The 13,656-nt window shown below is 36.1% G+C and carries 17 protein-coding genes; 1 reads left to right on the top strand and 16 read right to left on the bottom strand.

The annotated features are described in order from the left end of the window. Both ACWIUX_RS04955 and ACWIUX_RS04950 read right to left on the bottom strand, forming a co-directional pair. On the bottom strand, positions 1-747 hold the full coding sequence (locus tag ACWIUX_RS04955) for an ATP-binding protein (RefSeq protein ID WP_448589621.1): 747 nt from the start codon (positions 745-747) through the stop codon (positions 1-3). 143 nt (positions 748-890) lie between these two features. Next, positions 891-1,601 (bottom strand): hypothetical protein, encoded by a 711-nt coding sequence (locus tag ACWIUX_RS04950; protein WP_448589620.1) that lies wholly within the window; start codon positions 1,599-1,601, stop codon positions 891-893. A 181-nt stretch (positions 1,602-1,782) separates the two neighbouring features. Here ACWIUX_RS04950 and ACWIUX_RS04945 point away from each other — a divergent pair, with 181 nt between their 5' ends. Next, positions 1,783-2,925, top strand: a complete 1,143-nt coding sequence (locus tag ACWIUX_RS04945; protein WP_448589619.1) for an MFS transporter — start codon at positions 1,783-1,785, stop codon at positions 2,923-2,925. Here the strand turns inward: ACWIUX_RS04945 and ACWIUX_RS04940 are convergent. The 14 genes from ACWIUX_RS04940 to ACWIUX_RS04875 are packed head-to-tail and all read right to left on the bottom strand — an operon-like array spanning position 2,922 to position 13,649. Then, complete coding sequence (locus ACWIUX_RS04940) at positions 2,922-4,901, bottom strand: diguanylate cyclase (protein WP_448589618.1); 1,980 nt, start codon at positions 4,899-4,901, stop codon at positions 2,922-2,924. The two genes, ACWIUX_RS04945 and ACWIUX_RS04940, sit on opposite strands and share 4 nt — an antisense overlap. Before the next feature lie 18 nt (positions 4,902-4,919). Beyond that, entirely contained in the window at positions 4,920-5,570 is a 651-nt protein-coding gene (locus ACWIUX_RS04935) for a lytic transglycosylase domain-containing protein (protein WP_448589617.1), read from the bottom strand. Between the two features lie 58 nt (positions 5,571-5,628). Then, positions 5,629-6,033, bottom strand: a complete 405-nt coding sequence (flgB, locus tag ACWIUX_RS04930) for a flagellar basal body rod protein FlgB (RefSeq protein WP_448589616.1) — start codon at positions 6,031-6,033, stop codon at positions 5,629-5,631. Beyond that, positions 6,033-6,902: an HDOD domain-containing protein gene (locus ACWIUX_RS04925; RefSeq protein ID WP_448589615.1), complete on the bottom strand. Its 870-nt coding sequence runs from the start codon at positions 6,900-6,902 to the stop codon at positions 6,033-6,035. The genes flgB and ACWIUX_RS04925 overlap by 1 nt, the downstream gene beginning before the upstream one ends. Positions 6,903-6,904: 2 nt before the next feature. Beyond that, entirely contained in the window at positions 6,905-8,953 is a 2,049-nt protein-coding gene (locus tag ACWIUX_RS04920) for a chemotaxis protein CheW (RefSeq protein ID WP_448589614.1), read from the bottom strand. Positions 8,954-8,962: 9 nt separating this feature from the next. After that, complete coding sequence (locus tag ACWIUX_RS04915) at positions 8,963-9,451, bottom strand: chemotaxis protein CheW (RefSeq protein ID WP_448589613.1); 489 nt, start codon at positions 9,449-9,451, stop codon at positions 8,963-8,965. Between the two features lie 15 nt (positions 9,452-9,466). Then, positions 9,467-9,904: a DUF6115 domain-containing protein gene (locus ACWIUX_RS04910; RefSeq protein WP_448589612.1), complete on the bottom strand. Its 438-nt coding sequence runs from the start codon at positions 9,902-9,904 to the stop codon at positions 9,467-9,469. A gap of 7 nt (positions 9,905-9,911) precedes the next feature. Next, on the bottom strand, positions 9,912-10,172 hold the full coding sequence (locus ACWIUX_RS04905) for a hypothetical protein (RefSeq protein ID WP_448589611.1): 261 nt from the start codon (positions 10,170-10,172) through the stop codon (positions 9,912-9,914). A gap of 60 nt (positions 10,173-10,232) precedes the next feature. Further along, positions 10,233-10,481: an EscU/YscU/HrcU family type III secretion system export apparatus switch protein gene (locus ACWIUX_RS04900; protein ID WP_448589610.1), complete on the bottom strand. Its 249-nt coding sequence runs from the start codon at positions 10,479-10,481 to the stop codon at positions 10,233-10,235. Positions 10,482-10,496: 15 nt separating this feature from the next. Then, a complete protein-coding gene (gene flhB, locus ACWIUX_RS04895) occupies positions 10,497-11,546 on the bottom strand; it encodes a flagellar biosynthesis protein FlhB (RefSeq protein ID WP_448589609.1) in 1,050 nt (349 codons plus the stop codon). Next, positions 11,533-12,270: a flagellar biosynthetic protein FliR gene (gene fliR, locus ACWIUX_RS04890; protein WP_448589608.1), complete on the bottom strand. Its 738-nt coding sequence runs from the start codon at positions 12,268-12,270 to the stop codon at positions 11,533-11,535. The genes flhB and fliR overlap by 14 nt, the downstream gene beginning before the upstream one ends. 29 nt (positions 12,271-12,299) lie before the next feature. Then, positions 12,300-12,569: a flagellar biosynthetic protein FliQ gene (locus ACWIUX_RS04885; RefSeq protein ID WP_448589607.1), complete on the bottom strand. Its 270-nt coding sequence runs from the start codon at positions 12,567-12,569 to the stop codon at positions 12,300-12,302. Further along, positions 12,569-13,039 carry a chemotaxis protein CheD gene (locus ACWIUX_RS04880; RefSeq protein WP_448589606.1) on the bottom strand — a complete coding sequence of 157 codons (471 nt, stop codon included), beginning with the start codon at positions 13,037-13,039 and terminating at the stop codon, positions 12,569-12,571. Before ACWIUX_RS04880 ends, ACWIUX_RS04885 begins: the two co-directional genes overlap by 1 nt. A 1-nt stretch (position 13,040) precedes the next feature. Next, complete coding sequence (locus ACWIUX_RS04875; RefSeq protein ID WP_448589605.1) at positions 13,041-13,649, bottom strand: chemotaxis protein CheC; 609 nt, start codon at positions 13,647-13,649, stop codon at positions 13,041-13,043. Positions 13,650-13,656 lie beyond the last annotated feature (7 nt).

Below are 13,656 nucleotides of genomic sequence, written 5' to 3'. Positions count from 1 at the left end.
TTAGTCCTCCTTATTCAGATATTTATATATCTCAGAAAAAACTGAGTCGCACGCCTTTCTTTGTTCGATATCCAAAATACATGAATTAGAAGTGCTTAATCTCACAAGATCGGGTATAAAATCAATAAAATTGATATTATCAAAGTATCCTGAAGCATCAAACTTGAAATTGTCCTGATATACTTTATTAAAAATAAGAAACCTTTTTGTTAATCCAAGTTCAGATGCCATTGAAGATATGTTTTTTGCTGTTTTAAAACTTACCAATGTTGGCTCGCTTACAACTATCAGCGCATCCATTCCCTCTACAGTACCCCTACCCAGATGTTCTATCCCCCCCTCCAAATCTACCAAAATTATTTCATCTCTTTCTAACACTACATGTGCAAGGAGGGCCTTTAGAAACGCATTTGCATTACAAGAGCACCCGCTACCAGCAGCCTTTATGCCTCCAAGGACTAATAGCTTAATGTTGTCCTTTTTAACAGAATATCTTTCAGGAATGTCTTCTACCTTTGGATTCAGATTTATAAGCCCGCTTCCCACTCTTGAATTAATTAGCTCTAATTCTTCAGATATAGGAGTAGGCAATTGACTTTCAGAAAACCCCAAAGTCAAGCCCAACGTTGCGTTTGAATCGGCATCTATCAAGAGAACATCTTTTCCCTCTCTTGAAAGAAAGTCAGCAAACCATGCGCACACAGTAGTCTTCCCCACACCACCCTTGCCAGCTACAGCTACTTTCACTGTTTACCCTCCTTTGGGTAAATCCTAAACAATTATTTACATTATAAATCAAGTAAATCTATAATTAAATATATAATAAATTAATAATTTTTATAGATTCATAAACATAATAAATAGCAAAAAATTAGGGAAATGAATAGAACTTATTTTTCTACAAGTTCATCATCTTCCCAAACCCCATTTTCTATTTTCCCATCAGGATTTACGAGTTTACCCTCTCCGTGTTTTAAATCTTGTTTCCATTCACCTATATATCTTGTCATGTCTGGCAATACCAGTACCCCAAATCCATGTCTTTTGCCATTAAGATAGCCGCCTGCATACCATGAACCATCAGCATATGTAACCACAGCTCTACCCTCAGTCCTGTTCATATTGAATGTACCAGCAAACCTGGTGCCGTCAGCCTGACAGAATATACCTTGGCCGTTAAAGTGATCGTGGTAGAATTCCCCTATATAAAAGGTGCCGTCAGGCCAGGAAAATTCGCCTTTACCCTGCTTCTTACCATCAACCCAATCTCCCTCGTAATAGCGTCCATCAGGAAAGCTAAGTCTCCCATAACCGTTTTCTTTGTCATCTTTCCATTCGCCAACGTACTGCCTACCATCATGAAAAGTGAAAGTACCATAGCCATTTATCCTATCATTTGCCCATTCACCATCATATTCATCGCCAGTTAACCAAATAATCTTTCCCCTTCCATGTCTTTTACCATTAACGAAATCACCTTCGTAAGTTGTACCATCAACGTAGATCATCTTCCCCTTTCCATGAGGTTCCCCATTGAGCGTGCTTCCCTCATAAATTGCTCCACTCTCAAACACTATCTTGTCATTTTCATTACGATCCATAACTATCACCTTCCATATCCAATAAATTTTTTATAAAAGTTATAAAGCTTATAGAGACATCAGTATAGCAAATTTTTGACCAAGACAGTAAATAAAAAATTTGACATATAAAAAGCTTTTGAAATAAACTGTTTAATAATTTAAAATATTAAAAAACCAGTTATACCCTTGGAGGTTCTAAATGAACTATAAGTATTTATTTTTGTTAACGATGGGACATCTTTTTACCGACCTAAATCAGGGTGCGCTCCCAGCTTTGCTCCCCTTTATGATAACTGTACACGGTCTAAATTACGCCCAAGCAGCTGGCCTTATTTTCGCCGCAAACTTTTTGTCATCCTTAGTTCAACCATTATTTGGAATAATGGCAGATAAACACGCTCGAGTATGGATGATGATAGTTGGAATATTTTTAGCTGGACTTGGCATTGGTCTGTCTGGGTATATTCCAAATTATATAATATTGTTTTGCATTATATCGATTAGCGGATTAGGGGTTGCTATGTTTCACCCAGAGGGGGCTCTTTTGGCTAACAAACTCGCAGGGAGTAAAAAGGCAAGCGGTCTTTCATTGTTTGCGCTTGGAGGCAATGGTGGCTATGCTCTTGGGCCGATCTTAGCTACAATAGCAATATTGCATTTTGGGTTCCATGCTACAATTATTTTATTTATATTAAGCCTTTTTATGGCAATTCTGTTTATACCTCATATTCCGTTTTTTGACAAAATACTTAAAAGTCCAAAAGAAACGAAAACTGCCTGGGCAAGAAATACAAAAAACCAGATTGGTGCATTTTTAATTCTCACTGGCATAGTGTTTTGCAGATCAAGCATATTCTTTGGCCTAAATACCTTTATTCATCTTTTGTGGATAAATTATTACCACGCTTCACAAACAGAAGGAAGTACTGCGCTTGCTGTTTTCTTTTTAATGGGAGCTATAGGAACAATAATAGGTGGCAATTTAGCCGATAGGCTTGGATACGTCAACATAGTTAGGTTGGGTTTTATTATTCTATTGCCAGCCCTTCTTTTGTTCCCTTTTATAGACAATAAAGTTTTAGCAATGGCACTCTTAGTGCCTATAGGTTTTGCAGTATATATGGCATTTAGCCCAATGGTAGTTCTTGGACAGAAATACCTTCCCAATAGTATGGGTTTGGCATCAGGTGTAACTATTGGACTTGCAGTTAGTGTTGGAGGAATAATTGCCCCTTTACTAGGAATGATAGCAGACAGCTACGGATTAATTTCAGCATTTTACGTTATAGCCATAATACCTCTAATAGCCTCACCGCTTAGCTTCTGCCTACCAAAAGACTAGGATTCAATACCACGTTCCTTTGCATAAATTTTTAATACGTTGTACACAACATCATGATGAGATCCTTTATCCAGATACATCGCATCGTCAGCCCTTCTAAAGATCTCCTGCAAATCATCTCCTGGCACATGACCAGATGCTACGCCAAAGGAAAGATATAATGGCACGTGCTCACCCTCGGTTAATCCCATACTCCTTTTCAGCCTATCAATTGCAAAGTTTAATTCATCATTTCTAAAATCTGTACAAATTATTGCAAACTCATCCCCACCAATTCGACAAACTAAACCAATTTCTTTAAAGATGTCTTCTAATAAACGAGCAGTGCGAATTATCAAGTTATCCCCCTCTGCGTGTCCAATTCTATCATTTGCCCACTTTAGACAATCAATATCTACAACAACTATTGCAACCTTTCTTTTTAGTTTTGAAATGCTAAGCTTTGCTAACTCCTCCTCGAAAAATCTCCTGTTATATATCCCGGTAAGCGAATCCTTATAGCTCAAAAATTCCAGGTTTCTCTGATAGGCTACCTTGTCTGAAACGTCGGCTATAGTACCAAATAGATATACGCCATCGTCATCAAGGAGATAAGTCAGAAGCATTTCTATATACAGTAAAGTACCGTTCTTATGAACACCTGTAACAATTGAGTGAAACCGATCGTCCTTTACAGTACCTTCCTCGGTAATCACTGATCTTATTGCCTCCTGACCATCCTGTGTAAACAGATCAAGTGGCGATTTAACTAAAAGCTCTTCAACAGAATATCCAAAAATGCTAGCAAATTGTACATTTACATATCTAAAGGTAAAATCAGGTGCAAACATAAATATTCCCGTAAGCGAATTTTCAACTAAAGCTCTATATCTTTTTTCTGCAGCTCTTAACTCCTTATTCGCTGCTTCTAATTTAGCATCCTTTTGATCTAACTCTATCCAAATTTTAATAACATTGCTAAACAGCTCTCTAAACTCTAAAGTAAATGTATTTAAATTAATAGAACATATCTGTTTAATACTTTCCCCTTGTTTGCTAAACAACTCCTCGAGCACCTTAAGAGGCTTTGCTAGTTCCTTATAGACAAAGAAGTAACTAATAAAAGATAAGAGAAAGAGGATTAAAAGACTAACAAATATTTCAAAAAAGGTTAGTTTAAAAATTCCAAAATAAGACAAAGAGGGGATAGAACAGTATACTGACCAACCAGTACCAGCTAAGCTCACCTCGTTGCTAAGCCACCTATCAAAAAACATAAGACTAAAAACATTAATAGGATTTGACAAAAAATTTCTGAAATCATTTTTAGTAAATTGATAAGAATTACTAGGAATAGAAGCGATCGCGTTTGAATTCTGATCTAACAAAGCAAAACGAACGTTAAGCCCTTCCTTACTCATTAAATTATTTAATGGTACTACAAGATTATAAAAAACTTTAATTGGTATTTCTGAAATCAAAACACCTGTTACAAAATTTTGTCTTGAAAAAACTGGTACAGCAAAAACTATTACTTTCTCACCATCAATTTTTGACAAAAGAAGCCCAGAAACCGATCTCTCTCCCTTTACAGCTTTTATAAAATACCCCATATTGGCAACAGAAATACCTTTTACATTGTTCGATGAGTAGACGATTTGGCCTAATATATTAGCATATGAAATACTCAGAACTTCAGGAAACGCTACCTTTACAGCTCTTAACGTAGATTCCAACTCAGGGGAGGCGCCTTTTACGCTTTCAAGGGAGGCAATCAATTCTAGTTTAGAAAATTCGCTTGAGATAAAATCTTCTATTGTATCTTTATATCTTTCTGACACAAAGGTAAGATTTGTAGAGATGTCACTTCTTAAATCCTGATACTCAATAAAAAAATTGCACAAGAAAAATAGAAGAGGCAAAAAAAACGATAAAACAATTACAATAAATAGCCTACACTTAATACTTTTAAGATTACACTTTTTAATAAGTTTCAAACTATGACCTGAACAAATTTAAACTGAAACCGAAACCATTAAACTCTTAACGCGTCTAATATAATTAATGGTTTCAGAATATGGAGGTATACCGTTAAACCTTTCAACAGAGCCAGGACCCGCATTGTATGCAGCAAGCGCTAAATCAACATTTTTAAAGGTTTTTAAGAGATTCGAAAAATATCTTGCTGTCCCTCTAAGATTCTCTATTGGATCAAAGGGGTTTTCTACACCCAAACTTCTTGCAGTAGAAGGCATAAGTTGGCCTAACCCTATTGCCCCATCGGGCGAAACAGCATTTGGGTTCCCGTTAGATTCAGCTAAAACTATCGCCTTTAGTAGACTTGGCTTTATGCCATATTCATTTGCTATATCTGGAAGCTCTTTTTCCCAGTCACTATAAGCTATCTGATTTACTTCATCTTTATCACAATTTTGGTTAGCAGATGGCATCTGAGCAACAGATGAACTGATTTCTGAAGAGAAGACAGCACCCGAAGAAGATATTAGACCACTAAATTTTGAGCCAGAAGAAGCGGTTAAATTTTTTTTATTCTCAGTCTCCTTCAAAACGCTTTTGAAATCAGCCTTATAATTCTCTTTAAATGAGCCAGAGCTAGATATCAAACTTGAAATATCAAGTCCGTGTTTCTGAGTTACCCTTTTCATCTTAACCTCCATCAGTATCTTAAAGCTAATTATATTCTAAATAATATAACTATCTGAACTACTTTTTGCCTTCTGATACCACGTTCATCCAGATCGTAAACTCTTTAGATATACTACCAAGCAATGATTCATAATAAAGGGCATTATCTAGAAGCATTGCATTCTCTCTCTCTGGATCAACGTCGTTGCCATTTGTATATACGCCCTCATTTCTCTTTATTACTTTAAAGTTTTCGCTGAGAGTGGGGGTGTTTTTTATGTGCAAAGGGTTAGTCACTTTTAAGGGTAAATTATCTTGTTCTTCTTGAAGGATTTTTTTTAGTTCGGACATAAAATTAACATCGTAGGATTTATATCCCGGAGTATCGGCATTAGCAATATTTTGAGCAAGAACCTCGTTTCTTTTATATGCGCCTGAAAGACCAAAACCAAGTATTTTAAAAACAGGGTCGTTAATTATCATCAGTCTAACTCCAAAAGCTGCCTATGGTCTATAAACGCCTGAACTACTTGAGAGTAGATTTTTTCAAGATCTTCTTCTTTAATATTTAAAGTTTCCATAGCCTTTGGTTCTAATCTATATAAAAGTCCATCTGCGCCAATGCCTTGCCCGCTCATAAGAGCAACCGCATCAGCAATATGCACAATACATACTATATCTAGATATTCTTTAGCATCCATCGGACTGTGGTGATGAGCTATAGCTTCAACCAACATTGGAGGTAGATTCCATTTTTCTGCTACTTTGCCACCCAGATATGCATGGTCAAAACCAAGAACAGCTATTTCAGCCTCTTGGAAAGACTTCCCCTCTTCCACTAGTTCGTTTATAATCACAAACTCTTTCTGAACAAATTTGCCAATAATGGTTTTGCCTATATCGTGGAGTATACCCGCAGTAAAGGGCTCTTCTGGCTTAGGATACTTAATCAACTTTGCCAATGTCTTCGCACCAATTGCCACAGACATTGAATGTTCCCAAAGGGCTCCCTTTTGAAGTTCGTAACCTTCAACCTCTTTGGATAGGTGTGCATGTAGCGCTGCTGCATAGAGGATATTTTCAACAACCCCAAAACCCAGTATTACAATTGCTTCTGTAACAGTCTTTATCCGTCTTGCATATCCAAAATAGGCAGCATTTGAGAGTCTCAAAACTCTTGCTGTAAGAGCCTGGTCCTGGCTTATAACACTAGCTAGGTTCACCGCAGTAGATTTTGGGTCTTTTATTATATTTAAGGCTTCTATTACTATGTGCGGCAAAGGGGGTATATCAGATACCCTCTCCAAAATTTGTTTCATGTTCTCTTCTGCTTTTTTAGAAAGATCTATCATTTCTAACCCACCTTCATGAAGTTTTTCTCTTTCACCGCACTCATCAAAGAAACAGTATCTACAATCAACGCTACCCTACCATCTCCCAATATAGTTGCCCCAAAGAAACCTTTCACCTTATTGACAATATAGCCAAGAGGCTTGATAACAACCTCTGAATTCCCGATTAGATCGCTTACAGAAAGTACAACATTTTTATCAGAGGTAGAAACTACTACAAGAAAATTGTCCTGAAAATTCTCCCTTCCAGGAGTTTCAAATATATCTGCAAGCCTTAAAACTGGCAAAACTTCACCTCTAAACAAGGTTACCTGTTGAGACTGTATAGATTTTACCTCTTCTTCTTCCAAAAATCTTGTTTCTAAAACTACGTTTAATGGTAGGGCATAAACTTCCTTACCAACCTTAACGAGCAAGGCCTGAATGATGGCAAGTGTAAGAGGAAATTTCAGTGTAAAGCGCGTATATTCTCCTAATTTGCTGCTTAAGGATACAGAACCATTTAATCTTTCAACTACAGACTTTACAACATCAAGTCCGACTCCTCTACCCGAAACCTCTGAAACCTTATCTGCTGTAGAAAAGCCTGGCAAGAAAAGAAGTTCAAATAGAGCCTGATCGTCCATCTGCTCAAGGATATTCGGCGACACTATATCTTTCTTTCTTGCTTTTTCTCTAATTTTGTCTGGATCTAATCCTCTTCCATCGTCTTCAATTTGAATAACAACGTATCCCTCTTCCTGTTTTGCAGATAACATAAGTTTTCCTTTTTCGGGTTTACCTTTTGACTTCCTTTCTTCTGGAGGCTCAATTCCGTGATCAAGTGAGTTTCTAATAAGATGAACAAGAGGCTCACCGATCTCATCAATTATAGATTTATCTAATTCTGTCTCTTCGCCAGAAACAATGAAGTCTATTTGCTTATTCAATTGATGTGATAGATCTCTAACCAATCGTGGAAACCTTTCAAATATGTGTGAAACAGGAAGCATTCTGGTTCTTAGTATTTCATCTTGAAGCAAATTAATTGTCCTGCCCATATGGGTAGTAACCTCGGCAAGCGAAGTTACCGAATCAGATCCAGATAGGGCTTCTTCTACATCCTCACTAATCTTTATAAGCCTAGTTCTATCTATAACAAGTTCCCCCACAAGGTTCATCAAATTATCAAGTCTTTCAACGCTAATTCTAATGGTCTGGCTTTTTTTAAAATCAGCCTTAACTTTTATTTCACTCTTATCGTCTTTTTCAATGCTTTCTTGAGATACCTTTTGTATCTGTTCTGTTCTAGTTGATTCATATGGTATTACCTCTACCATCTCAATTTCTGCAATGCTTTGTACAACGTTCTTTACCTCTTCTTCGCTTGATTTAGTTACTATATAGTAAACAAGATCCAGACCAAACTTTTCCTGTTCAATATCAGTAACTTCAGGTACTGTTTTAAATACCTCTCCAAGTTGCTCAAGAGACTTTAAAACCATATACGCCCTTGGATATTTCATCTGGCATCCCTGTGCTAACGAAAACTTTACAACAAAAACATTTAGTCCTTTAATAAATGCTTCATTTATAACTCCAGTCTCAATATCATTTAGCTCTTCCAAAGAGCGCGAAACGTTTTTTTCTATTTTAGAAACATCAGGTAAAACGCTTAATTCAGACGGAGAAGTTTTTGCTTTTTCTATCAACTGCAGAAGCTCAGATGAATCTATGTCGCCATTATGACCACTTTCTATATCATCAATAGCCTCTTGTATGTAATCAAGGCCTTTAAAAAGTATATCTATAATATTTTGATTTAGAGGAATTTTTGAGTTCCTTACCATATCCATAAGATTTTCAAGGCTGTGAGTAAATTTGGAAAGGGAATCAAAACCAAGGGAAGCAGATGAACCCTTTATGGTATGAGCAGCCCTAAAAAGCGACTGTATAGCGTTTGTGTTATTCGGATCCTTTTCTAGCTCTAAAAGTGATTTTTCAAACTGATCAATGAGCTCTTTTGTTTCCTCTAAAAAAATTGATCTATATTCATTTATATCAATATCCATATTCCCCTCCTACTTGCCTGCCTCTAACATCTTTAAGCTTTCTTCTTCCTCTCCCTTAAAGATCAAATTAATATCCAATAAAACGATAAGCCTTTCATCGACCTTCGCAACGCCCTTTATATATTCTGCATCGATTCCAGAGAAAATGGGTGGGGGTGGTTCAAGAGAATCAGAAGAAAACCTTAAAATTTCAGTAACAAGATCAACAATAAACCCTACTATATTCCCTGAGGTTTCTACAACTATAACCCTAGTATCTTTTGTGCGCTCAGTTTGACCCAATTCAAACCTTTTCCTTAAGTCTATAATTGGTACTATTTTACCCCTAAGATTTATAACACCTTCTACAAAAGCCGGTGCCTTCGGTACTCTCGTAATGTCTTGAATCTTAATTATTTCCTGAACAGAAGATATTTCAATACCATAAAATTCGTTGGCTAATTTAAAAACTACAAGCTGAATCTCATAAACATCAGAAGTTAAACTGTTTTTTTCCAAAGTTAAAAGCCTCCTTTAAAGTCTTTTTTTAAGTTTCTCTAAGCTCAAAATAAGGTCTACCTTCCCCCGTGGGAGATTAAGTTTCTTCGAAATTTCAACTTCAGACAAACCTTTATAGAAAAGTTCTATTACGCTGTCGTATACTCCATTTTGCTCCAAAGATTTAGGCTGATTATTTTTACTATCAACATCACTATTAACGAAATCTTCTTGGTTATTATCATCTTCTTTTATTTCATGTGCTTTTACCTTAGATTTATCTGCCTCAGAACTTTTTACCTTTCTTAATGAATCCTTAAGTTCATAAAGTATTTCTCTCATTTCACTTTCAAGTTCCAAAATCTCGCTTTCAGATGGAAGTTTCGAATAGATGTCCCTTAACTTCATTTCTCTGCTATACAAGAAAAAAATGGAAATTCCTAAAACTATTATTTGAAATAATAAGATTATCACTTCCACCTCAAATCACCACATTTAAACCTTTATTGTTCTTATCGTGTTCTCCTTTTGTTTGTCTGTGAGACACCCTTTTAACTGCCGAAGCCTTTTCTGTCTCTTCTGTTTTTTTTACTTTATTTCTATTCTCTTCCAGGATCTTTTGAAATTGAATAGCCATTGATTGCTGAGCAGCATCCACTCTTGAACCAGGATTGGCAAGCTGCGCCCTTCCTGATTCAGTTATTTGCATAAGTACCCCTTGCATATCAATAGAACTAATCACTCTGATCACCCCTAACTATTGATATTTTTAAGTATATCATCAAATCATTGCATGTATGACTCACTGGTCAATATTCTTTTTGCCTTTTAATAAGTAGATCTTTGCAATTATTTTTGCAACTGCTTCATATAGTCCTACTGGTATATCGTCACCAACATTAACTTTATACAGTTCTGCTAAAAGTTTAGGATCTTTTATTTCTGGCACTTTATTTAATCTTGCCAAATTTATAATTCTCTCAGCAAGCTCATCTTGCCCCTTTGCAACAACTTTTGGGGGGCCCTTTGATTTATCATATTTTAAAGCCACAACTCTTTTTTTAAATTAAATCACCTTCTTTTTCTTCTTATACACCGTTGCTAAAATGCTTGCAACAGCTTTATAAAATTTTTCTGGAATTTCAAAATTAACTTCTACCTCTTTAAATAGTGCTCTGGCTAACATTTCATTTCTTACCAAGGGAACATTGTTTTCTTTAGCTATTTCCATAATCTTTTCAGCCACTAATCCCATCCCCTTTGCTACAACTTTAGGTGCCTTAAATTTTTCTGGATCATAAAAAATAGCAACTGCTACGTGAGTAGGGTTGGTAATGATAACATCAGCCTTTGGAACCTCCTGCATCATCCTTCTTCTTGCCAACTCACTTTGTAATCTCTTTATTCTGGCCTTTATTAAAGGATCACCCTCTGTTGTCTTAAATTCTTCCTTAAGTTCCTGCTTACTCATTCTTATACTCTTTTCATATTGCCATCTTTGAAAAAGGTAATCAACCAAGGCAAAAAAGAACAATACTACCATTGTTTTTACAAGTATTGAAGAAACAATATCTAATACTATTTTAAAACCTTTATGAATGTCTATAAAACTTAGATTAAGAATTTTTAAAAAGACTTCTAATAAAGAAGAAATTAGTATATATACAAGAATAAGTATTTTTATTGACGGTTTTAAAACCTGATCTACAAAACCCCTAAAGGATAGCAACCTTTTAAAATACTTTGTGATATCAAGATTGGAAAACTTTGGGATCAAAACCTGCGGGGTTATTACAAAACCAACTTGTAGTATATTTGAAAAAATTGCCATAAAAAAAGCCCCTATTACTGGGGGAATTGTAAGGACTAAGAAAGCAACTATAAAATTTTGATACTGAAGACTTAAGTCAAGGCTATCAAAAGAGAAAAACTTTCTCCAAACGTTGAACCAATTGTTAAAGCCTATAATTAAAAAGAATTGCAATACAACATAACTTCCAAAAAAAACCAAAATACTCGACAATTCTTGAGATTTAGCAACCTGCCCCATTTTTCTGGCTTCTCTTCGCCGCCTTTCTGTAGCCGGTTCTGTTCTGTCTCCTTCATCGAAGGGCATTGATTAACTCCATTGAAACGCTATTCATGTAGTTAAAACACTGGTTTATAAAAGGTAAAGCGAAACCTAAAAATATTGTTATTACTACACTGGTTATTAGGATCTTCAAAGGAAGCCCAAGTAATAAAACGTTTAATTGAGGTGCAGTTCTAGCCATAATTCCCAAACTTAAGTCTATTAGAAACAAAATTAGTACTACGGGCAAGGCCAACTGCAGGCCTGCTGTCATCGTCCATATTAGAGTTGTCATTAGCAATTGGTAAGAAGGTCCTGATTTAATAAATTGTCCCACAGGTAACACGTAATAGCTTTCGACAAATATCTTTAAAAGAAGGTAGTGAAAATTACCAATTAAGAATATTAAAAGTCCCAACAATGTAAAGAAGTTACCGTAAACTGATGTCTCAGAGCCCATTTGGGGGTCATAGAATGCAGCCATACCCATTCCTGACTGCATATCAAAAAAGCCCCCCGCAAATTCGAGAATCCATAAAAACAGGTAAAAAATAAAGCCTATCCACATTCCTATTATGACCTCAGAAATTGAAGAAAATATAAAAACTATAGGATTATCTGGAACGTTTATCTTCATGTTTATCGAGATAAGCATTGAAAGGATCAAAATTAATAATACCTTAACTCTAACGGGTATTACCTGGGTATTAAAGAATGGAGCAACAGCGAAAAAGCCAGAAAATCTGAGTACTGGCATTAAAGAACGCATTATTATATCCCAAAAGAGGGATATATCGTTCATTTTATGATATTAGGAATATCTTGGTATAATCTTATTACGTAATTTGTTAGAACGTTTAGCGTAAAAGGCCCTAACAAAAATAGTACAATTATAACTGCTAAGAGCTTTGGCACAAACGATATGGTGATGTCCTGTAGCTGTGTAGCAGCCTGAAATATCCCCAAAAAAAGACCGATAAATAAAGCAACAAGTAAAACTGGTGCTGTTATTAAAAGTAAAATCAGCATTGCGTTCCTTGAAAGATCGAGAACAAGCCCTTGACTCATCAGATCTCTACCTCACCTCGACCAATTGTTTTAACCAAAAATTTTCTTTTCATAACATCAAAAATTACTGTTCTGGCAAAACTTCCCCCTACATCTTTAGCTACAAGGTTAATTCCCGCCTCTTTTAAGGATTTCTCTAAGGCTTCAGCGTTCCTTCTACCTATATCAAGAAGAGAAGATTCAGAGACGTTAAACATCTTTGATCCACCTGCCATTTTACAACTAATATCCATGCTAGAACCGTTTTTCTTTAGCTGTTCTAAAAGAAACACAACTGCTGTATCTGCATATTTAGCAGGCATATCTACCTTGCCATTTGAAGATGGAAGCATAACATGAGCCATAGCAGCCATGCGTTTTTTGTTGTCGATAAGAACAAGACCTATACAAGAACCAAGGCCTCTCGCACAAAGTACATCTCCAGCTTGACCCACAGCCCATTCTCCCATACCACAAAAGTATTCAGCCATATTAAACACCCATTCCGATTGACTCTAAAAGTTTTAATAAAGAGTCTGGTTCAAACAAGACGACTAAAACGCCAGCTATTCTTATACCATACGCAACCATACTTGTTTGTATGATTAAAACTTTGTCACCTACAGCAGTCAGGGATATGATCCCATCTAATAGTGCTCCATTCATATCAACGGCCACTGCAGGAGGACTAAGTTCAAACGTCATACCCGTAAATGTTGAAAGAGCAGTTATATAAGAACCAGACATAATGTTTCCTATCTCAGAAATTGCAGACATCGTCATTTCATCAAATTCTAGCTCTTCTGGATTCATTCCCATAAGCATACCCGCTATTGACTTCGCGCTCTGTACTGGCCAAAGGTATAGAACGTGTCCCTTTAGATCACCTGAAATTGCCAAATAAACACCCGCTACTTCAGTCTCCGGACTACCGAATATGTTGGCAGCTTCATTAAAAGTTGCAAGCTTTGCCTCAACAACCTCCATATTTATTTCAGTATTTAAAAAAGTAGAAAGAGCAGTAATAGCATTCCCCGCCCCAATATTGCCTAATTCCTTTAAAGCATCTAAGTGGTCAGCCTCAAGCCTTTCGTATCCCATGGAACCT

It is taken from the genome of Thermodesulfobium sp., from assembly GCF_053498235.1.
This window is presented reverse-complemented; position numbering and strand designations above follow the sequence as displayed.

Excerpts from the sequence above, each read along its gene's own strand:
- flhB (WP_448589609.1), bottom strand. The coding sequence starts at position 11,546 with ATGCCCTTCGATGAAGGAGACAGAACAGAACCGGCTACAGAAAGGCGG.
- ACWIUX_RS04925 (WP_448589615.1), bottom strand. The coding sequence starts at position 6,902 with ATGATAGATCTTTCTAAAAAAGCAGAAGAGAACATGAAACAAATTTTG.
- ACWIUX_RS04945 (WP_448589619.1), top strand. The coding sequence starts at position 1,783 with ATGAACTATAAGTATTTATTTTTGTTAACGATGGGACATCTTTTTACC.
- flgB (WP_448589616.1), bottom strand. The coding sequence starts at position 6,033 with ATGATAATTAACGACCCTGTTTTTAAAATACTTGGTTTTGGTCTTTCA.
- ACWIUX_RS04880 (WP_448589606.1), bottom strand. The coding sequence starts at position 13,039 with ATGGCTGAATACTTTTGTGGTATGGGAGAATGGGCTGTGGGTCAAGCT.
- ACWIUX_RS04885 (WP_448589607.1), bottom strand. The coding sequence starts at position 12,569 with ATGAGTCAAGGGCTTGTTCTCGATCTTTCAAGGAACGCAATGCTGATT.
- fliR (WP_448589608.1), bottom strand. The coding sequence starts at position 12,270 with ATGCGTTCTTTAATGCCAGTACTCAGATTTTCTGGCTTTTTCGCTGTT.
- ACWIUX_RS04935 (WP_448589617.1), bottom strand. The coding sequence starts at position 5,570 with ATGAAAAGGGTAACTCAGAAACACGGACTTGATATTTCAAGTTTGATA.
- ACWIUX_RS04950 (WP_448589620.1), bottom strand. The coding sequence starts at position 1,601 with ATGGATCGTAATGAAAATGACAAGATAGTGTTTGAGAGTGGAGCAATT.
- ACWIUX_RS04920 (WP_448589614.1), bottom strand. The coding sequence starts at position 8,953 with ATGGATATTGATATAAATGAATATAGATCAATTTTTTTAGAGGAAACA.
- ACWIUX_RS04875 (WP_448589605.1), bottom strand. The coding sequence starts at position 13,649 with ATGGGATACGAAAGGCTTGAGGCTGACCACTTAGATGCTTTAAAGGAA.